Origin of the sequence: Bacillus sp. AF62 (assembly GCF_050312695.1) — a bacterium.
GTDB classification, from domain to species: Bacteria; Bacillota; Bacilli; order Bacillales; family Bacillaceae_G; genus Bacillus_A; species Bacillus_A cereus.
Map to the genome: position 1 here is coordinate 1 of NZ_JBNPJZ010000046.1, position 24,468 is coordinate 24,468.

The following is a 24,468-nucleotide window of genomic DNA, read 5'->3' on the forward strand; positions in this document are numbered from 1 at the left end:
TACTATCATTCTTCCAGGAAAACGGGTTTCTTTATGCATTCATTTTTGGATATTTATGAGTTTTGCAACACCCTCAACAATTATATACAATTAGGAAGTAAAGAGTATAATCAAGAATTAACAGTTTTAATTGGAAAGCTAAAACAATGTGGAGTGAAAGAAGAGAGATATAAAGATTTCGAAAAAAGTTGGATGATTTTTTTCAATGTGTTTGTAATAGCGATAGCTGGGCTTCTAGTTTTAAAATATTTAATGTGAAAATAAAAAGCGGCATAATAGCCGCTTTTTATCGTTTGGTTAGTATTTTATTTATGATTTTGTATTTTGAAAAACTTACTTATAATAAATGCAAACTTTCAATAAGAAGATACATACCCGTGCAACTTAAAAGGATGTACGTAAATATTTTGAAAATTCGTTGATTAAGCCATTTGAAAATAATTTGCCCTATATACAAACCTAGAAATACGATTGGAATAGCGTAAAAACTTGATTCCCAAATTGTTTTGTTTGTGCCAGTAAAGAGTATTTGAGTTAGTAGGCTAATGAAATATATAAATAGATAAAAAGCTAAAGTAGTTGCTCTCAATTTCTCTTTTTTCGTATCAGTTCCTGTAAAGTAAAGTAACAGGGGTGGTCCTGGCATACCGATACTTGTCGTTAAAAGACCGGATAATCCGCCCACTAAGAAATCTCTAGATTTTGTTGATTTAATCTTAAAGTTGCATATTAGCATCAACGTTAATAGTAAAAGCAGGATGCTAATTGCTAATTTAAAAGTGTTGATGTTAATGGAAGTGAAAATGAAAATGCCAAAAGGAACACCAACTATACTTCCGAAAATTAATCTTTTCAGTAGTATAAAATCAATATCTATTCTTATTTTCCAAATGAGTGATATGGAAATAATTAATGATAAAATGATATTTATTTGTATAGCTTCTTGTGGTAGAAATAACATGAGTAAGAAAGGTGTTGCCATAATAGAAAAGCCAAAACCTGTACTTGTTTGTAAAATAGAAGCTACTAATATAATACATATGAAAATGAATATAATTTCCAAAATAGCCCCCCTACATAATCAAATTTAATAAATATTTTAACATAAAGTGAAACTTTAATCAGTGGGAGGCTTACTGCACGGCAAATAGCCGCTTTTTATGTTGCATTTAATATTCTAATGATGATTCTGTAGTTTTAAAGTATTTTTCTCGTGAAGGAGTCATTACCCGGATTGCTAATAAACAGGAAAGGAAAAGAATGAGTAACGAGCTACTTATTACAGTAAATTGAACGGAAAGAAATTGTGCGGATGCCCCAATTGCTAAAACGAAAAAGATTTGGATGAAATTTTTTATGGAATCAAACACGCTATCGATACGTCCTATCATATATATAGGGATGTTATTTTGATAAAATGTTATAAAGCCAGTACCAGCAAATGATGAAGAAATACCAAGTAAAATGAAACCACCTGCTGCGACTATAAATGAATTTGAAAAGGCGAAAATTATATAGCCTATTGCTGTGAAAATCATACCTAATCCGATACAATGTTGAATTGGTAATCGTTTGGCAAAGAGAGAGACGAGAAATGAACCGGAAACGTAAGCAGCGCCAGTTATACTAACAAGCATACTGTATTCTATATCGGTTAAAAACAGTACTTGCCTCGTAAAAACAACTTCTTGTGAATCGAGTGCCATAGAAACAAGCATAGTCGCTTGAAATAAAACGAATATGAGAATAATGTACGTTTCTGTTCGAGCGAACGAAAAAACTTGTTTCCAATCACTTCGTAATGTTTGTACAAAAGTATTTGCAACTTCTTCGTTTTGCTTTGTTTGTAATGTAATGTTTGGCAAGAAGTAAATGAGAATGGTAGAAAGTAGAAATGAAAGTGAGTTGCAGTAAATAACAAAGGCTGCTGAGTACGTGGTGAGAAGTATTCCAGCAAGAGCTGGACCGATAATAAAAGCCCCGTTTGTACATAGGCTATTCCATGCATTAAATTGAGCGCGCTCTTCAGCTCGTATGAGCATTGTTTTATAAGTAAATGAAGCTGGATCGAAAAATGATGTAGCGATGCGAGTTAAAAAGATGAACATATAAATGGCCCAAATAGAATCAAATAATGGAATACAGCCAATGAGAGCTGCTCGAATTATATCTGTGATGAGCATAATGGACCGTTTGTTTAATCGATCTACTATACTACCAGACCATATTTTTGTAACAACAGTGGCGATTGGACCAACAATCCATAATCCTGCTACAGCAGCAGGTGAGTTTGTGCTATTTAACACCATTAAGTTTAGAGCGATGAGATACATAAAATCACCTAAACGAGAAATTCCTGTTCCCGACAATAATAATAATTTATTTTTCATGAATAAATGGTCCTTTCTTTCATTGTTTTTTAATCCTGCAGGAAATAGCGTATTCCTCTTCAGAGTTTGATTGACGAGCGGTTTTGTTTTCCCAGCGTAATAAAACTTGTGTAATCTCCCAAGTAAGCTGTTGTAATTCCTCTGGAGTTAAAAATAAATGAGATACAATATGACTACCTGTATTCGTTCCTTCTGTGCCGCTTTCTTCAATATAGAAATGAGCAGCTTTTGCTTTATAATATTTTTCAATAATCCCTCGTTTTTCCTTCGTTTCTACTAATTCAAGCAACCCTCCATCATATAAAATTTGAACGTGATAATGTACGCTTCCAGCAGATTTATTTAGTTTAGTAGCAACTTGTTTTGCAGTAAGTGCTTCATCTTTTAAAAGGTGAAGAATTTGAATGCGAGTTGCATTGGAAATGAGCTTCTGCTGCTCAGCTGAAATAGTAAGTCTATCGTCAAACATTATGGCACCCCTTTTCTTATAATCTAAATTTATTGTACATTCTAAAAAATTAGAACGTAAGGAAAATAAATCGTCTTTTTCCTCTGTATTTCGACATAAATAAAAATAGCATGTTTATAAACATGCTATTAAGTAGAAGGAGATTCTTCATTAAATTCCCCGCGATAAAATAAAAACAGCCATATAAAACTTACAAAATACAACATATAGCTAATAAACTGCCAATCATTTGAGGAGAAAGAATTTCTAACAGCCCTCCTGTAAAAAACATCGATAACTGAATAAGAGATCCGTAAATAGAATAATGGAATGAAAAAACTTTACCTATCATATTTTCGTGTGTGTAAGTTTGAAGTAATGTCGTATCAAGTGGAACGATGATTCCTCCTGCTATACGCATACAGAATAAAGTAATGATACCGATAATAAGTTGATCGGATAGAATGAATCCGAGAAAGAAAATTCCTTGTAATAAGTAGGACCAACCGAATACTTTTTTCATTTTTTCTTTATTATGGGATATATAAAGATTAACGAGAAGGCTTCCTATCATAAGCCCAGCCCCTTGAACCGTATATAAAATCCCAATGTTCGTATGGAAAATTTTTTCGGCATAGATCGTTAGAAGTAGTTGATAAGCGCCTCCAATAATCCCCCATGAAATGCCGACAAGAATTAATGTTAAAATGATTTTTGTTTGTAATATGTATGTATAACCACCTTTTATATCAGTGAAAAATGCTTTGTTCTTGTTACAAGTATCATGAGCAGGAATACTCATATTATAAATAAAATAGGCTGAAAGAAAGTATGATAGGCTATTTACTAAAAAAGCGAACTCAATATGTAAAGATTGTGCAATTACTCCGCCCAAAGAAGCCCCCATAATAGACATAAAACCATTAATTGTACTAGAAAGAGAGTTAGCAGTTACGAAATGATTTTGGTGTACAATATTTTTTAGGGTTGCTTGTTTAGCCGGTTCAAATAAACAAGCAAGTACAGATAAACATATATTAGCAATGAAAATAATCTCAATTTTATAGCCTGCGAGTAAGTATGTAAGGACTAGAATTCCCCGTGTAATATCGGTAAAAATCATAATATTCTTTTTAGAGAAACGATCTACAATTCCGCCTATGAATGGACTAAGAAGAAGCTGTGGTAAACTTTTACTTATAAAAGTAAGTGCGATCATAAACGGCGATTCCGTTATGCTGTAGACAAATGTTAATAAAGCTACCGTATGGAACCAATCCCCAAGTACACTTAATGTTTGCCCATAAAATAGTTTATTGAAGTTTTTATTTGTTTTAAGAAGTGTGGAATAAGAAATCGACATAAATAGATTACTCCTTATGTAATGACGATGTTTGAATTTGTTCTTTCCACTCACTTAAATACACTTTTTCCGCTGTAGGAAGTCCAACAGGTAATTGTGCAATCAATTCTAAACTATTTCCATCAGGGTCGTTAAAGTATACGGCTGCATGTGCTAATTCCGGAAAAACAATCGGTTCAATTGGTTCCATTCCAAAGTCTTTTCGTGCTGAAATTCCTTTTTGATTTAGCCAATGAATCGCATTTTCTAAATCATGTAAACTTACTTGAAAGGCGATATGTCGTAAAGAGGGGTGATAATTCACTTTGTATTCTGTGCCTTCCCAAAGGCCGAGCCAACTCTCATTTTCTTTAATCCAAAAGAAAGCAATATTATCTCCTCGTTTATATAATTTTAGCCCTAGTGATTCATAAAAAGGTATTGATACTTTTAAGTTGCGGACAGGTAAATGTGCTTCGTAAAGACCTCTAATCATTGTAATCCCCCTTAGTAAAAATGTTTCTTATTCCATAGTAAACAATATGTTGCTAGTTGAAATCGCAAATAAGAGGGATATAAATTTATACGAAAGTATGAAAAAAACAGCTCAAATATGAGCTGTTTTTCTATAGTTTTTAGTTCATTTGTCAAGGATAGGATATATTAATATCCGTATCCGCCGCCACCCCAACAGCTACATCCGATGATGATTAGAAGGATGAATAGTACGATAAGCAAAGCAAATCCACCGCCGAAACCAGCGCAACTTCCACCATAACTCATATGTTTTCCTCCTTTTTAGTAAGTTAATCTATATGGTTCATGGACTACTATATACAGTATGTTTTTTGTATAGAAAACGAGCCAGTCTCATTTATAATTAGACAAATGCCTGTAGATTCATTAGGATTGTATGTTAGTGATTTGTAAATAAACCTTTACATGATTCGTAATTTAGGCATAGAAAAATAAAAAATTGTAAAAAAAACCATTTTTTTATTTTTTTATGAGAGAATATGTACTATAATTTTACAAGTAATATTATGGGAAAAGGGAGTTTTAGTATAGAGATGGAGATGGGACAATTACAAAATAAAATAGAAAACAAAAAGAAAGAATTAATTCAACTTGTTGCGAGACACGGATTGGATCATGATAAAGTTTTGTTATTTAGTCGTGATTTAGATATACTAATTAATAAGTTTATGAATATAAAAGACAAAGTGCATAAATAAAAAATTTATAGTTTTTTATATTAAGATGTTTCACAGAAAGGAGAGGACAGTAATTGGAACATTTACAGGAAGAATTGTATAAACAAATAAAAGAAGAAAAAGGTACAGTTACAATTTTCTTAAAGAGTGGCGTTAGAATAGTAGGAGAAGTTGTTGGAGTAGATAAATTTACAGTTTTAATTTTAGTGGATGGAAAACAACAGCTTATTTATAAGCAGGCTATATCAACAATAATGAAATAAGACACTCTTGTTGAGTGTCTTATTTCATTATTGCTTGCATGCCCCAACATCAATGCCGGCAGCAATTAACTTCTTTTCTCCATCTTGTTCAATAATTTTTTGTAATTTAGATAGGAAAGAATCAAAGTTTGTATGCTTTGCTACTTGGAATGTCATTTTATGTTCAATTGGTAGCCACGTATCAATATCAGCTTCGTTATGCTGGATTTTCACCTCAAGTTTATCGAGTGCATTAGCAACTTTTGCTTCGTACGTTTCTTTTGCTTCAAACTCCATCCATAAGTCATATAATTCCTCACCGAGAGAACCTGTTAACGTTTGTTTAATATTTAAAATAGCTTCTAGTTCATTTTTTTGTTTTTGTAGCTGTAATTCGTGACTATTCATCGTATCAAATGCAGGGATATCACCAGCTTCGGCTTCGACTAGGTCGTGAATAATAACCATTTTAAGTAATTTCTCAATATTTACTTTTTGATCCAAATAAGGTTCAACTAAAATGGCCATTAGAGACATACGCCATGTATGTTCGGCAACACTTTCTTGACGCCCGTTGGAAAGCCAGCTATGTCGCATTTCATATTTTAGTTTTTCTGCTAATGCAATGACTTGTAAAATGTTGTGTTCCATCGTGAGCCTCCTCATGTTTTTATACCATAATTCTAATATAGAAATGAAATGTGTCAATTTCATGAGTATATTGCGATAAACAGATGATAAGCGTATAATACATGTTATATGTGAAAACGTATTATTAAAATAAAAAAATGTTATATGAAAATGGAAAGGAAAGGGCAGAAATATGGGAGAAAAAAATCAAGTATTAGCTAGACCACAAAGAAGAAAAAGGAAGTTTGATATTTCTAGCCCAGTGGGCATTATAGTAGGTTTCATCATAGTGATAGCGGCGATTATGCTTGGCGGCGGTGGAATAAAAGCTTTCAAAAACTTTTTAGATATTTCATCTATTTTAATTGTCATAGGGGGAACAACAGCGACAATTGTTGTGGCATATCGATTTGGAGAAATAAAAAAATATACGAAAAGTATTTTCACTGTTTTACATAGAAGAGAAGAAGATTTAGAACAGTTAACGAATTTGTTTGTTGATTTTTCGAAAAAGTCTAAAAAGAACGGCTTGCTTTCTTTAGAGGTTGATGGAGAGCAAGTAGACAATCCTTTTATTCAAAAAGGAATTCGATTAATGTTAAGCGGTTACGATGAAGATGAATTAAAAGAAGTGTTATTGAAAGATATTGAAACGGAAGTGTATGAGTTAAGAAAAGGAGCGGCATTATTAGATAAAATTGGTGATTTTGCTCCAGCTTGGGGAATGATTGGTACGTTAATCGGTCTTATCATTATGCTCCAAAACTTACAAGATACATCGCAAATTGGTACAGGGATGGCAGTTGCGATGTTAACGACATTATATGGGTCTGTACTTGCGAATATGATTGCAATCCCTCTGTCGGAAAAAGTATACCGTGGTATTGAAGATTTATATACAGAGAAGAAGTTTGTAATAGAAGCAATTTCAGAATTGTATCGCGGACAAATCCCTTCTAAATTAAAGTTGAAACTGGATACATACGTATACGAAACAAAGGTAAAAAAGGTAAAAGGAGCAGCCTAATATTTCAAGGAGTGGTATGATGAGTAAAGGACCGCAAAAGGGATCGCCTCGTTGGATGACGACTTTTACAGATTTAACGATGTTATTATTAACTTTCTTCGTATTACTAGTTGCTACATCAAAGCAAGATGCAGTAAAATTGTCAAAGATGCTTGAAAAGTTTAGTGATACGGGGCAAGTAGATGCAAAAGTAATGGAAAATACAATACCAGATATTTCACATGAAAAAAATGATGAAAAAATGATCTCAAAAAAGAGAATGGATGAATTATATAAGAAGTTGAAAGCGTATGTAGATAATAACGGTATTAGTCAAGTGAATGTATATCGAGAGGATACAGGGGTAAGCGTCGTTATAGTAGATAATTTAATATTTGATACAGGCGATGCGAACGTTAAGCCCGAAGCGAAAGGGATAATAAGTCAATTAGTTGGATTTTTTCAATCCGTACCTAACCCAATTGTTGTAGAGGGACATACAGATAGTAGACCTATTCATAACGAGAAATTCCCTTCTAATTGGGAGTTATCTTCAGCACGAGCGGCAAATATGATTCACCATTTAATTGAAGTGTATAATGTGGATGATAAAAGGCTAGCTGCAGTAGGATATGCAGACACAAAGCCAATTGTACCAAATGATTCACCGCAAAACTGGGAAAAAAACCGTCGCGTTGTTATTTATATAAAAGAGTAGTATATTATTATTTTAATAATAAAATAATAAAAATACGAAAATTCTTTTAAAAAAATATTAAATTTTATCATTTTATTTTGTATAATGAGTGAGAATGATAAGGTGAAATATTAAGATATATTTATACATAGAAGGAGAGAATTAAAAAGAATGGCACATAAAATTTTAGTAGTAGACGATGCGATGTTTATGCGAACGATGATTAAAAACTTATTAAAAAGTAATGCTGAATTTGAAGTTATCGGCGAAGCAGAGAATGGGGTAGAAGCAATTCAAAAGTATAAAGAACTTCAACCTGATATTGTAACATTAGATATTACTATGCCAGAAATGGACGGGCTTGAAGCATTAAAAGAAATTATTAAAATTGATTCAAGTGCAAAGGTTGTTATTTGTTCTGCAATGGGACAACAAGGTATGGTATTAGATGCAATTAAGGGCGGGGCAAAAGACTTTATTGTAAAGCCATTCCAAGCGGATCGTGTAATTGAAGCTTTAACAAAAGTAGCAAATAGTTAATATAGAAGGGGTGCCACAAGGAATCAAAACAGTGATAGCGGATCGACGTGTGGCCCCCTTTTTTCTCATTGTAAAACACTAAATTGTTATACATAAATGAAATGTTTGTTAGACAGGTAGGGGATAAAAATGCAAACAGATCTATTAAATATATTTTTCGAAGAGTCAGAAGAACATTTACAGTCGCTAAATGAAAATGTGCTAGTGTTAGAACAAAATCCTGCTGATATGGATGTTGTAGGAGAAATATTCCGATCCGCTCATACATTCAAAGGTATGTCTGCGAGCATGGAATTTACGGAAATGGCTGATTTAACGCATAAGATGGAAAATGTGTTAGATGAAATTCGTCATGGAAATATAGTTGTAAATGCGGATATTATTGATGTGATTTTTGAGTGCATTGATAATTTGGAGAAGATGGTTGCAGATGTGCAACAAGGTGGAATGGGCAATATTGATGTAGCCTCAACTAAACAGAAATTAGAAGCATTATTGAACGGTAATGTAGAAACTCCTACGGAACATATAGAGCAAAATCATATAGACACCGATGATGGAGTTTCGCATGAAGTGCATATAACAGTTGAACAGCAAGCGATTTTAAAAGCAGTACGTGCCATTATGTGTATTGAAGCATTGCAAAATGTAGGGAATATACAAAAAACAGCTCCGAGTATTGAAGAAATTGAAGCAGATGCTTTCGGATTTGAATTTACAGTATTTATGGATACGGATTGTAGTATAGAAGAGTTGAAACAAGTAGTACTTCATGTTTCTGAAATTGAGAAAGTGGAAGTAAAGCAAGGAGAACCTATATCGAAGGAAGTTGCTTCTAAAAAAGTCGTGACAAAAGAAGTTGTGCAAGTAGAAGAAAAGCTACAACCTGCTGTGGTTACGCAAGTAAAATCACCGATAGAGGCAACGAATCAACCTTCAAGTACTATGCCAGCTAAAAGTACTACAAAAACGAAAAATGCTAAAGTGGAGAATCGTTCAATTCGTGTTCAATTAGAGAAAATCGAAAGATTAATGAATATGTTTGAAGAAAGTGTAATTGAACGTGGGCGCATTGATGAATTGGCTCAAATAATTCAAAACAAGGAGCTAATTGAACATTTAAATCGATTAGGCGATATTTCAAAAGATATTCAAAATGTACTATTAAATATGCGTATGGTGCCGATTGAAACTGTGTTCAATCGTTTCCCGCGTATGGTACGTATGTTAGCGAAAGATTTAGGGAAAAAAATCGATTTACAAATTACAGGTGAAGATACTGAAGTAGATAAAATTGTTATTGATGAAATCGGCGATCCGCTCGTTCATTTAATTCGAAATGCAATCGATCACGGTGTTGAAACTGTTGAAAAACGACGTGATGCAGGTAAAAATGAGACAGGTACGATTAAATTAGAAGCCTTTCATAGTGGAAATCATGTCGTTATTCAAATTACGGATGATGGAAACGGTATTAATAAAGGGAAAGTATTAGAAAAAGCGATTAAAAATGGCGTTGTAACTGAAGCGGATGCGAATAGATTAACAGATCGTGAAGTGTTTGATCTTATTTTCCAACCGGGATTTAGTACAGCTGAAGTTGTATCAGATCTTTCTGGACGCGGTGTTGGATTAGATGTTGTAAAACATACGATTCATAGTTTAGGTGGACATTTAATTATTGATTCTGAGGAAGGAAAGGGAAGTACATTTAGAATTGAACTTCCATTAACGTTATCTATTATTCAATCTATGCTTGTTCAAACGAATGATAAGCGTTATGCTTTACCTCTTGGAAATATCGTTGAAGCAATTCGAATTAAGAGAGAAGACATCCAATCCTTACAAGGAAAAGATGTGTTAAATTATCGTAATCAAATTATTGAAGTGAAACATTTAAGTACTGTATTTGGTGAAAAAACAGTAGATGAGGCGTTTGCGTCATATGATGGTCAAATGGTTCCTGTGTTAATTGTTCGTAATACACATCGCAGCTATGGACTTATTGTAAACACAATTATCGGTCAAAGAGAAATAGTCTTAAAGTCATTAGGTGACTTCTTTGCAGAGAGTTCTAACTATTTCTCTGGTGCGACGATTCTCGGTGATGGACGAGTGGTCCTCATTTTAAACCCAGAAGGTTTATAATAGGAATGAAGGAAAGCTCCCCACTTGTATACAATTGGGGAGCTTTTTGGCTAATCGTTACTAATCTAATAATGGGAATACATACATATTAACGTTTTATATAATAAGTTTGCTAAAATCAAATGAGAGTTTATATTATTTGATAGAAAAACAGAAATGAGGAGGCAGGGAAAATGCCTGAGCAACACACAAAAGGGGATACGAGCACGATTGTGCTAGAAAAAGAAAATGAGCATTTAACGCCTCAAGAATGCGATATTCTTGGCGAAATTGCAAATATATCATTTGGTTCAGCTTCGACTGTATTATCAACGATTTTAAATAGGCAAGTAAGCATTACTGCTCCTCGCATAGAGTTGGTAGATTTATATGATTCAAGAGATGTCGAAGTTCCACATGTTGTATTAAACATTCATTTTACAAAAGGATTAGATATGGAAAATCTTCTTGTTCTTAAACAAGATGTTGCATTGTCCATTGCTGATTTAATGATGATGGGAACAGGTGAAGTGGAGGATGGAAAAGAACTTGGTGAATTAGAACTAAGTGCTGTACAAGAAGCGATGAATCAAATGATGGGATTCGCAGCTACATCTATGTCGGAATTCTTCCAAGATACAGTAGATATGTCTCCGCCGACGATTAATGTTGTAAAGTTATCAGAAGAAATGGAAAAAATCTCTGAAATCGATGGGAATCATACGATTGTTAAAGTGTCGTTTGATTTAAAGATAGATAATCTTGTAAACTCTAAACTTGTACAAATTGTTTCAGTTGAGCATGCGAAACAAATGGTAAATAAATTAATGCAATTATCTGGTGGAGTAGAAGAAAAAGATGAGCCAGCAGAAGTAGTGGAAACTGAGATTGTAGAAGAAGTTGAAAAAGAGCATTTAACACAAGAAGAGAAAGATGTGCTTGGTGAAATTGCAAATATTTCAATTGGTTCCGCTTCAACAGTATTGTCAACGCTTTTAAATCAGCCAGTTACAATTAGTACACCAAATGTGGAAGCAATCAATGTTCGTCATTATGATGGAGTACCAGTGCCATTTGTTATTTTAAATGTTGACTTTGTTGAAGGGCTAAAGAATGAGAATGTATTCGTATTTACGAAAGATGTCGCCTTAACAATGGTAGATTTAATGATGATGGGAACAGGTGAAGTTGATCCGGAAAAAGAGCTTACTGAATTAGAACTGAGCGGTATTAAAGAAATAATGAACCAAATGATGGGTCACGCTGCTACGGCGATGTCAGAAATGTTCCAAGAAAAAATGGACATGACGCCGCCAAATGTTAAATTTGTAACGTTAAAAGAAGAAATGGAGTATTTGGGAGAGTCAATGGAAGTGGACGAACTCGTTCAAATTACGTTCAATCTTGAAATTGGTGATCTGCTTCAATCGAAAATGTATCAAATTTTGCCAATTTCTGAAGCGAAAGAAATGGTAAGGCGACTTCTGTATCCAATGGTGGAAGAAGAAGAGATTGCCACAGAAGAAATTGAAGAAGAAAAAATTGTAGAACCAGTTGTGCAACCTATTGAATTTAAAGAAGTAAAACAAATGGAACCAGTATATATGGACACGTCCATTCTACAAAATGTAGAAATGAACGTGAAATTTGTATTTGGAAGTACAGTGAAAACGATTCAAGATATATTAAGTTTACAAGAAAATGAAGCAGTTGTACTAGATGAGGATATTGATGAACCAATTCGTATTTATGTAAATGATGTATTAGTGGCGTATGGTGAACTTGTAAATGTAGATGGATTTTTCGGAGTAAAAGTGACGAAATCACTATAAGGCATTGAAATAGGAGTTTGAACTAGTAGATGAAAAACGTAAAGTTTTTTCTAATGAGTTGGCTATGCATACATGTGTGCTTGTTCTTCCCCTTGCAAAGTCAGGCTGAGGAACAAATTGAGCCAGATCAAAAAATAAATGAAGTGAATGTACAAGAAGAAAATAAGGAATCTCAAGAACCGCCAGAGCAAGTGGAAACGAAACAAGATGAAGAGAAACAAAAAGAAGAGAAACAAAAAGAAGCAGAACAACAAGAAGTAGCAAATAAACAATTGAGTGAAAGAAAGATAGAAACAGAACAGGGAATTATTACAGTAAATAAGCTGGAGCTTAAAGTTGGCGAAGAGGTGCGAATTGCTGTAGAACCAAATGGGAAAAACATTCAAAGTATGAAAGGTATATTGCAGTTACAAAAAAATGGCGAGCAATATGCGCAAGAAAGAATGTTATCTTTTGAGTATGATGAAGAAACGAAGAGCTGGGTTGCTAACTATAAAGCAGGGGATTTTGATTTGCAAGGTGATTGGAATCTTCAGCTTGTTCAAAGTTACAAAGAGAATGAGAAAGAAGAGCTCGTAAAAAATGAAGTAAAAGTCCCACTCATTCGGATTAAAAATGAAACGCCAACTATAGATAAAGAATTGCCAAAGTTACAGAAAGTTACTATTGATGAAGTAAAAGAGAACTTAGTTGAACGAAAACAGGGAGATTCTATACATCTACGAGTAAAAGCGTCAGATATAGAATCGGTTGTAAAAGAAGTGCGCGTTACATTAAAAGGGAAAGAAAATAAAGAGCTTTCGTTTTTATTAGACTACAACAAGCATGATATGGATTGGCAAAAAGTATTTGAAATAACAGAAGCATTGCCGGCTGGGCCATACGAATTACTTGTAGAGATAATAGATGCAGCAGGTAATAAACTTGTTGAGGAAAGTGAATATACCATCTCTGTTTTGGTGCCAAAAAACGAAGATGATAAAAAGATAGAAGAGAAAGAAAAAGAAGAAAAATTAGATAATAAACTAGAAAATGAATTAGAAGATAAGAAAGAAAATGAGAAACAAGAAGATTCGAAAGTCAAAAACCCGCTTCCAGAAGAAAATTTGCCAGTTGTTCAAATTCCGAAGCAAGATGAGATAGTAAATAAGTTTATAAAAGAACCGTTGAAAGAGAAAGAGGAATTTACTTACGTTATAAAAGAGCCGTTCGAAGACAACAAGGAAGTACATAAGGGGAAGGACCAAAAAGAGAAAAATAACAATCAAGTTGCCTCTAAAAAGAAAGAACAAAAAGAAGAACCGAAAGACAAGAAAGAAGAAAAAGGTGAACAGGGAGTGCAAGCTTCTGATGTGTTTACTATCATGTCAGGTTTATTCGTACTGTTTTTAGTTTTAAAGAGTAATAAAGAATGGGGCTAATTATTTCATAGTAGTGGAGGCGCTTAAATGGAGATTAAACGTACGACAATTGAAGATAAGGCGTTACAACCATTAAAACAGCCTGCAGCTATTTCGGAGCATGAAATCCAGAAAGAACGAAAGCGTAGCAATTTAGTGTTTACTGGACAGTCTAAAATTATTTCGAAAAATAATGAAATAGGTATTTTACTTGCAAGTTTAAGTGATGGAAAGATTATGAAGGAAATGCTTTCTAAAGAGATGGATACAGTGTTACAACTTTTTAAAAAGTTACACACGTTATCTGGAGAAGGTAAGCAAACAGAAAAAATATTTGAACAAGTAATTAGAAGCCTACAAGGGCTTGTTAAGCAGGCGCATATAAAAGAACTTCCTTTGTTAGATGGAACATATGATTTCGCTGAAGTACAACTATCATTTGGTAGAAAAGTACATATTCCGTTACTAGATGTGAGTGCACTTATCTCTAGAGTGGAAAGTGATTCTTCAGAAGGAAATATAAATTTGATGGTAACGGTTATTACTGCTTATATAACGAAACTGTCTAACGAAACAATTTTAATTAGCGTTACAGACCGTATTGCTAAAGATCGGGATGTAAGTGTATGGAGAGCGCTTGCGGAAATGAACATGACACAATTGTCACAGGCGTTGAAACATACGGTGCAAGAACATAAATGGTCTATGACGTTTCTTTTTCTATTTATATGGATTGTCGGTATTATTTTAATTCGAGTTATGTAAAAAGGTCGTCACTCCATTGTGACGACCTCTTTTATATTTTTTCGTAGAAGAATGTATCAAATCGCTGAAGATTATAACGTTCGGGTGTTAAAATTTGTTCCGTACTACCAACAAATAGTACACCGCCTTTTCGTAAAGAACGACTAAATTTTTCATAAAGTTTTACTCTTGCTTCTTCTGTAAAATAAATCATTACGTTACGACAAATAATCAAATCATAATTTGTATCGAACGACTGCATTAAAAGGTCGTGCTGTTTGAACGTAACGTTTTGTTTAATGTTTTGATGCAATGAATATATATCATTCTCTTTTGTGAAATGACGTTCTTTCAAATCATTAGGTAATTCCTTCAGAGAACGTTCTGTATATTGACCGCGTTTTGCGGTTTCTAAAATATGAAAATCAAGATCTGTTGCTTGAATTTCAAAACGAAATGGAGCTAGATGCTTTGATAAAATTAAAGAGAGTGTGTACGGTTCTTCACCAGCAGCGCAAGCGGCACTCCATACCTTTAATTTTCCGCTATTTTGTTCGAGTAATTTTGGTAGTGCTTTCGACTCTAAAGTTTGCCAGCGCTCTTTATTTCTAAAAAACTCTGAAACGTTAATTGTAATATAGTCAATAAAATTTAAAAATAAATTTTGATCAGCGCGTAATTTGTTTAAAAAATTAGTGTAGTTTTCGAAGCCTTTTCTCGAAATGAAAGCATCGATTCTACGGCGCATTCTATCTTGTTTATAAGAAGCGATATCCATATTGAATTGTTGTTTAAAACTCGCGATAAAATGATCATAATCTTGTTCAATTATCATATTTACAATGGGCACAATAATGATATTGTGCCTCCCCCTTTACATCATACGAATTTTTTGTTCAAAGCTTTTTTTCATTTGCTTTTCATGTAATCCTGGTAAATCATAAATGACAGCATCAATACCTGCTTCTTTTGCAACATCGACAGGGATGACAGATGTATGTTTGTCCCCATTATAAAAACAGAGAACTAAATCAGTGTCTTCAATAATTTGTTTAACAAAAAACATATAATCTGATCGGTAAATGGAGTCAGAAGGATGATCAAAAGCAACATATTCGGCTCCGTGTTTTTTTAAGTAATCAACGACTTCTTGAAATTCATCTGTTATTGCTTGCAATGGTTGCAGCGTGTAAAGGCATAAATTTTGAGCGAGTCTTTCATTCTCAACGAAAAAACGAAGAACCTCATTTTCAATAGATTTATAACATAATATGTAAATTTTATGTTTGTGAGCATAGTCAGTTAAAAATTTTTTAATTTCTTCTTGATCTAATGCTGTTAATTGATTTGAACCACAAAGGAAACTATTCATAGAATTGTGCCACCTCATGCTAAATTGTAACATATCTTTTATAAAAAATAACTGCAAAATATTACTGTTCAGAGTATAATTATAAATAACTGGATTTTACGATTAAGTTTAGGAAGAAATAAAAAAATAAATAGGTGATATATATGCTACGTTCTATCTCGCATAATCCAATTTTATCGCATATACCGCCTGCTACTCAAATGCCGAAAGAAGCAAATGTCAGGACAGGACTTGCATTTTCGGATAATTTGCATGCAGATCCGAAAAAAGATAAATTACTAGAACAAATGGAAGCGTTTGTCGATAATATTGGAGAAATTAAAGAGAAAATTGAAATGGAATTAACGCTTGATAATGTAATGGAATACAAAAATACAGTAAAATCATTTTTGAATTTTTACGTTGATAATGTATTGCAGTATAAAGATGTCATGTCTCGTCACCCACGTTACGGATATTCACAGAAAATGACGATTGTGAAACAGGCAGAAATGGGATTGAATGAATTAGAAGATGTGATGAATTTAATTAATACGAAAACAGGACATTTAGAAATGTTAAATCAAATTGGAGAAATCCATGGTTTAATTGTGAATTTAGTCTTGTAAAAGGAAGGAAGCTATATGTACATACAATTATATGAAAAACTCGTTATTATTCAAAAAGCGTATGAAAATATTCAAGCGCTTGGAGAGCAAATATATGAGAATTTAAAAAATAAAAATGTAAATGCAGTTCAAAAGTTGCAAGTAGAGCAATTGCAGTACATTGATGGTTTAAAAGGGTTATCAAGCTCATTTGAAGAAATGGTTGTTCAGTTCTGTAAAGAACAAGGAGTTGAATCGTTTCGTGTAAGTGCGTTATTTTCGTATTTTTCTCAAGAAGAAATTGAAAAAATGGAAGAATTACAAAAAAACGTAACTGAATTAGAAGAGAATGTAAAAATGATTCTTTTGAAAAATCAATATTACTTAAACGTACTATTAAAAACTACAGAAAGTATTGTGGATTCTGTTTCTGAATATAACTTAGAGCGAAACAATAATTCGCAAATCTTTATGAACGAACTATTGTAAAGGAGAAGTGAAGCTTTATGAGATTATCTGATTATAATACACCGCTATCGGGCATGTTAGCGGCTCAAATGGGGTTACAAACAACGAAACAAAACTTGTCTAACATTCATACACCGGGTTATGTGCGTCAAATGGTGAATTACGGATCTGTTGGAGCAAGCAATGGTCATACGCCAGAACAGAGAATTGGTTACGGTGTACAAACGCTAGGTGTTGACCGTATTACTGATGAGGTAAAGACGAAGCAGTTTAATGATCAATTATCTCAGCTCTCTTACTATAACTACATGAATTCGACTTTATCACGTGTAGAGTCTATGGTTGGAACGACAGGAAAGAATTCATTATCTAGTTTAATGGACGGTTTCTTTAATGCCTTTCGTGAAGTGGCGAAAAATCCAGAACAACCAAACTACTACGATACATTAATTTCTGAAACTGGGAAGTTCACAAGTCAAGTGAATCGTCTTGCGAAAAACTTAGATACAGTGGAGGCACAGACGGCAGAAGATATTGAAGCGCATGTTAATGAATTTAATCGTCTTGCTGCTAGTTTAGCAGAAGCGAATCATAAAATTGGACAAGCAGGTACACAAGTGCCAAATCAACTTTTAGACGAACGAGATCGCATCGTTACAGAGATGTCTAAGTATGCAAATATAGAAGTATCATATGAATCTATGAATCCTAATATCGCGAGTGTTAGAATGAATGGTATTTTAACAGTAAATGGACAAGATACATATCCACTTCAATTAAATAAAGAAAAAGACCCAATGTCAGTTGAGATTTACGGTTCAGAAATCAATGTAACTAGCGGAGCGATAAAATCAGCGATTGACACGAAAGCGAAGATAGTTGATTATAAAAAAAATCTTGAAGACTTAATGAGTTCGATGAAAAATCAAGTGAATACAGTGATGGGAAAAGATTTCTTCGTTGGAGATCATGCGAAAGATATGAAGTTAAATCCAGAATTCCAAAAAGATATTTCGAAAATGAAAATATCTGCTGAAACAGCAAATAAACTAGCAGCAGTTACAGAGGACGATTATAAAGAAGGTCTTTCTTATAAACAAGCATTAGATCAATTTATAGTTCGTGTTGCATCTGATAAAAGTGCAGTAAATGGTTATCAAAAAATTCATGGCGACTTACTAGAAGGTATTCAACAAGAAAAAATGAGCATTGAAGGTGTAAATATGGAAGAGGAAATGGTAAATTTAATGGCCTTCCAAAAATATTTCGTCGCAAACTCTAAAGCTATTACTACAATGAATGAAGTGTTTGATAGTCTATTTTCGATTATTCGATAAGTGATAATAATTGATTGGAAATATATAAGGAGGAGATAGAAATGAGAGTATCTACATTTCAAAATGCAAACTGGGCAAAGAATCAGTTAATGGATTTGAATGTGCAACAACAATACCATAGAAACCAAGTAACTTCAGGGAAGAAAAATCTTCTTATGAGTGAAGATCCACTAGCAGCGAGTAAATCATTTGCGATTCAACATTCATTGGCGAATATTGAACAAATGCAGAAAGATTTAGCTGACTCAAAAAATGTATTAACACAAACTGAAAATACTTTACAAGGTATTTTTAAATCTTTAACGAGAGCAGATCAATTAACGGTACAGGCATTAAATGAGCCAAATGGTGAAAAAGAATTGAAAGCCATTGGTGCAGAGATTGATCAAATTTTAAAACAAGTTGTATATTTAGCGAATACGAAAGAGCAAGGCCGTTATATTTTCGGTGGTGATAGTGCAGAGAATCCACCATTTACAGAAGATGGTACGTACCAGGGCGGAAAAAATGATGTGAACTGGCAATTAAATGATGGTTATGAATTAAAGGCATTTCGTAACGGAGAAGCATTATTATCACCGGTTATAAAAACGTTAAAACAGATGAGCGAAGCGATGCAAAAAGGTGACCAAAAAGCGTTACAACCGTTATTAGGAGAAAATAAGAAAAACTTAGATGGCATCATTAACCGTACAACTGAAGTTGGTTCAACAATGAACACAATGGAGACGTTTAAAACAATTTTAAGTGAGCAAAATTTAGCGCTTCAAGAAAACCGTAAAGAAATTGAGGATGTTGATTTAGCGGTCGCAATTTCTGACTTGGCATATATAAATGCAACGTATGAAGCGACGCTTAAAGCGGTTAGTACGATGAGTAAAACGAGTATTTTAGACTACATGTAATCTATAAGGAGTGAGAAAAATGGCAGGAACAACGATGACAGGTATTGGTGGTAGACAACAAATTTGGAACCTCGGAAATAATATGATCGATACTTCTAACTTCGTCGAATTAGAAATGAATGCTTTAGATATGAGAAAAACACCATATACGAAAGAAAAGAATGACCTTACAAATGATAAACTACTATATACAAGTTTAAAATCAGAATTTAGTTCTTTTACACAAACTTTTAAAAACTTAGCGGCTTTTAAAGGAAATGAGAAAAAAGTAACGACAACACAAGACGGTTATATTAATGTAAAAGCTGATGGTGGTGCGATTGCAGGAACTTTTAATATGACGATTACACAGCTTGCACAGCGTCATCAAATAGCTTCAAATGACATTAAAGATATAAATGCGAAGCTTCCTAAAGATGAAACATTAAAACTTGGTGGTAAAGAACTAAAAGTAACAACTGATATGACATATAAAGATTTAATTAATAAGATTAATGATGGAGATTATGGCGTATCAGCTTATACACTTGGAAATAAAATTTTCATGACCTCGAAAAAAGAAGGAACAGATGGAGTAATTAAGTTTGAGGGGAACACATCTACACTATTTCAAGATATTGGTTTAGCTAATGCGGATGGCGTAGCGCTTAATACAATCAATGAAGCACAAAATGCTAAATATAGTATTAATGGTATTACAGATGAAAGTTCTACGAATACAATTGAAGCTCTTCCAGGTGTGAAAATTGAATTATTAAAGGTAACTGAGCCGAAAGTAGAAGGAGCGCCAGATGCTGGTACAACAACAGATCCAAAAACAAAAGGTATAGATCTGAAATTTACAGTAAATGACTCAAACGTAACAGATGCATCGAATGTTATTAAAAAAATGGTAGCTGATTATAACAAAGCTGTTTCTACAGTAGATATCTTTGCTGGAAAAGGTGGAGCTTTCCAAGGTCAAGCTATTATGCAAAGTGTACGTCAAGCGATGAACAATGTCGTAACATTTTCTCAAGATGGTAATTATTTATTCACATTTGGTATTCAATTAAAGCAAGATGGAACGATGGAAGTTGATGACGAAAAGTTAACGAAAGCATTAAAAGAGAAGCCAGATGCAGCGAAGCAATTTTTCTTTAGTTCTAACGGTTTAGGAAAAATGATGGAAGAACCGCTTGATAAACTATTCGGTGATAAAGGTGTAGTCGGCGAGAGAGTAAAAAACATTGATTCACGTGTAAGTGATTTAGATAAAAAGATTAAAGATATTGAAACGCAAAACTTGCAAAAGCAAGATGAAATTGTGAAGAAGTATCAAAAGCTAGAAAGTACATTGGCGGCGCTTGATAGCCAACTAAAAACAATTAAAGCAATGACAAAACAAAAAAGTGATGATTAATGAAAGTTGAGGAAGTGATCGTATGCAAGCATGGCAACGTTATATGCAAAATGATATTATGACGAGTAATCCGATTAAAAATACAATTTTTATTTATGAAAGATGTATTGTAGAGTTTCGTAATTTAGAAGAACTTTTACATACTTTTAAACTACAAGAAGGGGACGCACTTCTTGAAAAATTAGAACGTATTTTTGAAGAACTAAAGCTGCAATTAAATCCTGAGATTACGAAAGATTTATATGATAGTCTATATGGTTTATATGACTGGATTAGCATTCAAATTCAAACGATGAAAGTAACGCGTGAAGCGAAAGATATTGATGCAATTGTGAAAGTGTTACAAGATTTAATAGACGGTTACCGCGGAGCACTTGAAAATGAACAATGATATTTATCGGACGTTTGTCAGCTGTTTTAATGAAATCGGTGAATTGCAAGTGTCAGACAGAGAGTTTGCTGAGAAGAGTGAGATGTTAAATCGCTGGATGATGACATTGGATGAAGAAACGCGTGCGCAAGTTGCAGCAGAAGTAAGCCCATTCATTATTAAGGCAGCTCAGCATATTCGAGATAAGCAAAAGATTTTGGAAGAAATGATTATGACAAATGATGGGCGAATGAAGGCTAATTCATTTTACGGTAAATATTAATAATAACGTCTGGAAGCAGATCCCCCTTTTAAAAGGGGATCTATTCCTTCGTTTACATAAAGAAATCCGCTGATTGAGGTTTCATTTTATGACTGTGATGAAAAAATAATAGTAATCTAAATAATAGAAAAATGGACTTTAGTTTGTAGTTTATATATTGAAATGTTCTATAGATTACTATGTGTATACAGTTTTTTTGCATTCTTTTTTATATTTTTGTATTTTTCTAAAGACAATAATGAAAAAATGGAATAAAATATGTAAGGGTACATAATAGTAAATATTTTAATAAACGCATATAAGAAAATAAATAATGAAGTGAAACTTCTATCAGTGGATCATTACGTTAGAAAAGGAAGGGTGTGGAATATGCCAGATTTAGTGAGTGATGTAAGCCATTATATGAATTATTTAGTGACGAAACGAAATACTGTTTCTAGTAATATTGCAAATGCGAATACACCTGGCTATAAAGCACAAGATGTAACATTTGCTGAGCAGATGAATAAAAGTAGTGCATTATATAAAAACAATGCGGCTGATTTAAAGAGCAATCCAGATTTATATCAAACGAATGAAATGCACTTGCCGACAGTAAATACGAAAAATACATATGCAAAGATTCAAACAAAATCAATGCAAACGAATAAAGACGGAAATAGTGTGGATGTAACGACAGAAATGCTAGATTTAATGAAAACAAATCAGTTATACGGTATTTCAGTTAACGCAATTAATACACAATATGCAATTAACCAAGCGGCACGCGGACGTTAAAAGTAGAAGGAGAGACAACGGATGTTTCAGGCAATTAATGCAAGTGGCTCAGGACTAACGACAGCGAGAAAGTGGATGGAAGTTACTTCTAACAATATTGTAAATGCAAATACGACGGCGGCTCCGGGGGCAGATTTATATGAGCGTCGTAGTGTGGTGCTAGAATCAAACAATAGTTTTGCAAGTATGCTAGATGGGGCTCCTACTAACGGAGTGAAGATAAAAAGTATTGAAGCAGACAAAACGGAAAATTTAGTGTATGATCCGACGCATCCGCACGCAAATGAAGAAGGATATGTACGTTATCCAAATATTGATGTAACTGCTGAAATGACGAATGTTATGGTTGCTCAAAAAATGTATGAAGCAAATACGAGTGTATTAAATGCAAATAAAAAAATGCTTGATAAAGATTTAGAAATCGGCCGAGGATAAGGGGGAAGATAGTAATATGAAAATCCAACCAATGTTAAATACACAACCATTTGGAGCAATTCAGTCAATTGGTGCATCGAAAACTTCTCAAACATCTGTAGTTGAGGGGAAAAAGTTTATTGATTTATTGGAAGATATGAATCAAACGCAAAACAATGCGCAAACAGCAGTATATGATTTACTAACTAAAGGGGTAGGAGAAACACATGACGTTTTAATTCAGCAAAAGAAAGCTGAGTCTCAAATGAAAACGGCTGCTCTCGTACGTGATAATCTTATTGAAAATTATAAGTCACTAATTAATATGCAAATTTAGGAAAGTGGACGGGTGTGTTTAAATGGAAAAGATGAAAAATGTTATCCAATCGTTAAAAACGTGGCATAAGTTAGTAATTGGTGCTGCGCTTTTAGCGATTGTAACAGGAGCACTTTTATACTTCACCTTGCCAGATAAATATGTTGTTGTATATCAAAATTTAAATGATACAGATAAACAAGAGATTACAGCAGAATTATCGAAGTTAGGTGTCGATTATCAATTAGCGGCCGATGGTTCGATTCGTGTGCAAAAGAATGATGCTCCATGGGTTCGAAAAGAAATGAATGGGATGGGCTTACCGTTTAATTCTAAAAGCGGTGAGGAAATTTTATTAGAAAGCTCGCTCGGTTCAAGTGAGCAAGATAAAAAAATGAAGCAAATTGTCGGTACGAAGAAGCAATTGGAGCAAGATATTGTAAGAAACTTTGCGACAGTTGAAACGGCAAATGTTCAAATTACATTGCCTGAAAAAGAGACAATTTTTGATGAAGAAAAAGCAAAAGGAACAGCGGCGATTACGGTTGGAGTGAAGCGTGGCCAATTGTTAACAGCTGATCAAGTTGCAGGTATACAGCAAATGATTAGTGCAGCAGTTCCTGGCGTGAAGGCAGAAGAAGTAAGCGTTATTGATAGTAAAAAAGGTGTTATCTCAAAAGGGACAGATGAAGCACATTCTAGTAGTTCTTCTTCTTATGAGAAAGAAGTAGAGATGCAGCATCAACTTGAAGGTAAATTAAAGCAAGATATTGATGCAACGTTAATGACGATGTTTAAACCGAATGAATATAAAGTGAATACGAAAGTATCTGTAAACTACGATGAAGTTACACGTCAGTCAGAAAAGTATGGTGATAAAGGTGTACTTCGTAGTAAACAAGAGCAAGAGGAAAGCTCTACTGCGCAAGAAGGGGCAGATACGAAGCAAGGTGCTGGTATTACAGCGAACGGTGAAGTGCCAAACTACGGTACGAACAATAATCAAAATGGTAAAGTTGTCTATGATAATAAAAATGGTAACAAAATCGAAAACTATGAAATAGATAAAACAGTTGAAACAATTAAGAAACACCCAGAATTAACGAAAACAAATGTTGTTGTATGGGTAGATAATGATACGTTAGTAAAACGTAGAATGGATATGACAACTTTTAAAGAAGCAATCGGAACAGCGGCAGGACTTCAAGCTGATCCGAACGGTAACTTTATAAATGGTCAAGTTAACGTTGTAACTGTTCAGTTCGATCAGCCGAAAGCCGAAAAAGAGAAAGAGCCAGAAAAAAGTGGTATGAACTGGTGGTTATTCGGTGGAATTACAGCTGGCTTATTAGCAATCGGTGGTCTAGTATGGTTCTTATTAGCAAGACGTAAGAGAAAGAAAGAAGAAGAGGAATATGAAGAATACTTAGCAGAAGACGAAATTGCTGCAAGTAATGAAAGTATCTTGGAAATTCCTGAAGAAAAAATAGTGCCAGAGCCAAAACCTGAACCAGAAGAACCGAAAGAACCAACGTTAGATGAACAAGTGCAGGATGCTACGAAAGAACATGTAGAAGGAACTGCAAAAGTAATTAAAAAATGGTTAAACGGACAGTAAGGGAGGA

28 protein-coding genes and 2 pseudogenes are annotated in these 24,468 nt (G+C 33.7%); 21 read left to right on the top strand and 9 right to left on the bottom strand.

What is annotated here, in order from left to right:
• Positions 1-258 (top strand): annotated as a pseudogene (locus tag ACQRBL_RS07880) (hypothetical protein); the annotation flags it as partial.
• A 79-nt stretch (positions 259-337) separates the two neighbouring features.
• Here ACQRBL_RS07880 and ACQRBL_RS07885 read toward each other — a convergent pair.
• The 6 genes and pseudogenes from ACQRBL_RS07885 to ACQRBL_RS07910 form a co-directional block, all read right to left on the bottom strand.
• On the bottom strand, positions 338-1,063 hold the full coding sequence (locus tag ACQRBL_RS07885) for a sulfite exporter TauE/SafE family protein (RefSeq protein WP_000402526.1): 726 nt from the start codon (positions 1,061-1,063) through the stop codon (positions 338-340).
• A gap of 106 nt (positions 1,064-1,169) precedes the next feature.
• Positions 1,170-2,390, bottom strand: coding sequence for an MFS transporter (locus ACQRBL_RS07890; protein WP_071730822.1), 1,221 nt, complete (start codon positions 2,388-2,390; stop codon positions 1,170-1,172).
• Between the two features lie 19 nt (positions 2,391-2,409).
• A complete protein-coding gene (locus tag ACQRBL_RS07895) occupies positions 2,410-2,859 on the bottom strand; it encodes an ArsR/SmtB family transcription factor (protein ID WP_000459089.1) in 450 nt (149 codons plus the stop codon).
• A 128-nt stretch (positions 2,860-2,987) separates the two neighbouring features.
• Positions 2,988-4,201 (bottom strand): annotated as a pseudogene (locus ACQRBL_RS07900) (MFS transporter).
• A gap of 7 nt (positions 4,202-4,208) precedes the next feature.
• Positions 4,209-4,676: a VOC family protein gene (locus ACQRBL_RS07905; protein ID WP_033696135.1), complete on the bottom strand. Its 468-nt coding sequence runs from the start codon at positions 4,674-4,676 to the stop codon at positions 4,209-4,211.
• A 167-nt stretch (positions 4,677-4,843) separates the two neighbouring features.
• Positions 4,844-4,963 (bottom strand): YjcZ family sporulation protein, encoded by a 120-nt coding sequence (locus ACQRBL_RS07910; RefSeq protein ID WP_000120179.1) that lies wholly within the window; start codon positions 4,961-4,963, stop codon positions 4,844-4,846.
• A 233-nt stretch (positions 4,964-5,196) separates the two neighbouring features.
• Here ACQRBL_RS07910 and ACQRBL_RS07915 point away from each other — a divergent pair, with 233 nt between their 5' ends.
• Complete coding sequence (locus tag ACQRBL_RS07915) at positions 5,197-5,415, top strand: aspartyl-phosphate phosphatase Spo0E family protein (RefSeq protein ID WP_000291691.1); 219 nt, start codon at positions 5,197-5,199, stop codon at positions 5,413-5,415.
• A 53-nt stretch (positions 5,416-5,468) separates the two neighbouring features.
• Complete coding sequence (gene hfq / locus ACQRBL_RS07920) at positions 5,469-5,657, top strand: RNA chaperone Hfq (protein ID WP_000400665.1); 189 nt, start codon at positions 5,469-5,471, stop codon at positions 5,655-5,657.
• Positions 5,658-5,684: 27 nt separating this feature from the next.
• Here hfq and ACQRBL_RS07925 read toward each other — a convergent pair whose 3' ends face one another.
• Complete coding sequence (locus tag ACQRBL_RS07925; protein WP_000400767.1) at positions 5,685-6,287, bottom strand: HD domain-containing protein; 603 nt, start codon at positions 6,285-6,287, stop codon at positions 5,685-5,687.
• Between the two features lie 172 nt (positions 6,288-6,459).
• Here ACQRBL_RS07925 and ACQRBL_RS07930 point away from each other — a divergent pair, with 172 nt between their 5' ends.
• From ACQRBL_RS07930 to ACQRBL_RS07960, 7 genes are all read left to right on the top strand, one after another.
• Positions 6,460-7,293 carry a MotA/TolQ/ExbB proton channel family protein gene (locus tag ACQRBL_RS07930; protein WP_000504188.1) on the top strand — a complete coding sequence of 278 codons (834 nt, stop codon included), beginning with the start codon at positions 6,460-6,462 and terminating at the stop codon, positions 7,291-7,293.
• A 19-nt stretch (positions 7,294-7,312) separates the two neighbouring features.
• The gene (locus tag ACQRBL_RS07935) at positions 7,313-7,990 is read left to right on the top strand and encodes an OmpA family protein (protein ID WP_000033627.1); all 678 of its coding nucleotides are present in this window, start codon (positions 7,313-7,315) and stop codon (positions 7,988-7,990) included.
• Positions 7,991-8,140: 150 nt separating this feature from the next.
• Positions 8,141-8,509 carry a response regulator gene (locus ACQRBL_RS07940; RefSeq protein ID WP_000940568.1) on the top strand — a complete coding sequence of 123 codons (369 nt, stop codon included), beginning with the start codon at positions 8,141-8,143 and terminating at the stop codon, positions 8,507-8,509.
• A gap of 129 nt (positions 8,510-8,638) precedes the next feature.
• Positions 8,639-10,657 carry a chemotaxis protein CheA gene (locus ACQRBL_RS07945; RefSeq protein ID WP_078994754.1) on the top strand — a complete coding sequence of 673 codons (2,019 nt, stop codon included), beginning with the start codon at positions 8,639-8,641 and terminating at the stop codon, positions 10,655-10,657.
• Positions 10,658-10,830: 173 nt separating this feature from the next.
• On the top strand, positions 10,831-12,468 hold the full coding sequence (locus ACQRBL_RS07950; protein ID WP_001115016.1) for a flagellar motor switch protein: 1,638 nt from the start codon (positions 10,831-10,833) through the stop codon (positions 12,466-12,468).
• Positions 12,469-12,497: 29 nt separating this feature from the next.
• Positions 12,498-13,889 (top strand): transglycosylase, encoded by a 1,392-nt coding sequence (locus ACQRBL_RS07955; protein ID WP_411996317.1) that lies wholly within the window; start codon positions 12,498-12,500, stop codon positions 13,887-13,889.
• 27 nt (positions 13,890-13,916) lie between these two features.
• Complete coding sequence (locus ACQRBL_RS07960; RefSeq protein ID WP_016082186.1) at positions 13,917-14,633, top strand: hypothetical protein; 717 nt, start codon at positions 13,917-13,919, stop codon at positions 14,631-14,633.
• Positions 14,634-14,664: 31 nt separating this feature from the next.
• On the opposite strand, the gene cheR is transcribed toward ACQRBL_RS07960, so the two are convergent.
• The gene (gene cheR / locus ACQRBL_RS07965; RefSeq protein ID WP_000582875.1) at positions 14,665-15,447 is read right to left on the bottom strand and encodes a protein-glutamate O-methyltransferase CheR; all 783 of its coding nucleotides are present in this window, start codon (positions 15,445-15,447) and stop codon (positions 14,665-14,667) included.
• A gap of 39 nt (positions 15,448-15,486) precedes the next feature.
• Positions 15,487-15,984: a flagellar motor switch protein FliG gene (locus tag ACQRBL_RS07970; RefSeq protein WP_411996316.1), complete on the bottom strand. Its 498-nt coding sequence runs from the start codon at positions 15,982-15,984 to the stop codon at positions 15,487-15,489.
• A 143-nt stretch (positions 15,985-16,127) separates the two neighbouring features.
• On the opposite strand from ACQRBL_RS07970, the gene ACQRBL_RS07975 reads away from it, so the two are divergent.
• The 11 genes from ACQRBL_RS07975 (at position 16,128) to ACQRBL_RS08025 (ending at position 24,461) form a co-directional block, all read left to right on the top strand.
• The gene (locus tag ACQRBL_RS07975; RefSeq protein ID WP_000946323.1) at positions 16,128-16,592 is read left to right on the top strand and encodes a YaaR family protein; all 465 of its coding nucleotides are present in this window, start codon (positions 16,128-16,130) and stop codon (positions 16,590-16,592) included.
• A 15-nt stretch (positions 16,593-16,607) separates the two neighbouring features.
• Positions 16,608-17,060 carry a hypothetical protein gene (locus ACQRBL_RS07980; RefSeq protein ID WP_000275878.1) on the top strand — a complete coding sequence of 151 codons (453 nt, stop codon included), beginning with the start codon at positions 16,608-16,610 and terminating at the stop codon, positions 17,058-17,060.
• A gap of 17 nt (positions 17,061-17,077) precedes the next feature.
• A complete protein-coding gene (flgK, locus tag ACQRBL_RS07985; protein WP_097919823.1) occupies positions 17,078-18,376 on the top strand; it encodes a flagellar hook-associated protein FlgK in 1,299 nt (432 codons plus the stop codon).
• Positions 18,377-18,417: 41 nt separating this feature from the next.
• Positions 18,418-19,281 carry a flagellar hook-associated protein 3 gene (locus ACQRBL_RS07990; RefSeq protein ID WP_023521600.1) on the top strand — a complete coding sequence of 288 codons (864 nt, stop codon included), beginning with the start codon at positions 18,418-18,420 and terminating at the stop codon, positions 19,279-19,281.
• 19 nt (positions 19,282-19,300) lie between these two features.
• Complete coding sequence (locus tag ACQRBL_RS07995) at positions 19,301-20,683, top strand: flagellar hook-associated protein 2 (protein WP_023521601.1); 1,383 nt, start codon at positions 19,301-19,303, stop codon at positions 20,681-20,683.
• Between the two features lie 22 nt (positions 20,684-20,705).
• Positions 20,706-21,074, top strand: coding sequence for a flagellar export chaperone FliS (fliS, locus tag ACQRBL_RS08000; protein ID WP_001149516.1), 369 nt, complete (start codon positions 20,706-20,708; stop codon positions 21,072-21,074).
• Positions 21,064-21,336: a hypothetical protein gene (locus ACQRBL_RS08005; RefSeq protein WP_001058088.1), complete on the top strand. Its 273-nt coding sequence runs from the start codon at positions 21,064-21,066 to the stop codon at positions 21,334-21,336. The genes fliS and ACQRBL_RS08005 overlap by 11 nt, the downstream gene beginning before the upstream one ends.
• A 318-nt stretch (positions 21,337-21,654) precedes the next feature.
• On the top strand, positions 21,655-22,113 hold the full coding sequence (gene flgB, locus ACQRBL_RS08010; protein ID WP_074789290.1) for a flagellar basal body rod protein FlgB: 459 nt from the start codon (positions 21,655-21,657) through the stop codon (positions 22,111-22,113).
• A 21-nt stretch (positions 22,114-22,134) separates the two neighbouring features.
• Positions 22,135-22,548, top strand: a complete 414-nt coding sequence (gene flgC, locus ACQRBL_RS08015; protein ID WP_000484680.1) for a flagellar basal body rod protein FlgC — start codon at positions 22,135-22,137, stop codon at positions 22,546-22,548.
• A 16-nt stretch (positions 22,549-22,564) separates the two neighbouring features.
• A complete protein-coding gene (fliE, locus tag ACQRBL_RS08020) occupies positions 22,565-22,864 on the top strand; it encodes a flagellar hook-basal body complex protein FliE (RefSeq protein WP_000701684.1) in 300 nt (99 codons plus the stop codon).
• A gap of 22 nt (positions 22,865-22,886) precedes the next feature.
• Positions 22,887-24,461 (top strand): flagellar M-ring protein FliF C-terminal domain-containing protein, encoded by a 1,575-nt coding sequence (locus ACQRBL_RS08025; RefSeq protein WP_000413958.1) that lies wholly within the window; start codon positions 22,887-22,889, stop codon positions 24,459-24,461.
• The last annotated feature ends 7 nt before the right edge of the window (positions 24,462-24,468 follow it).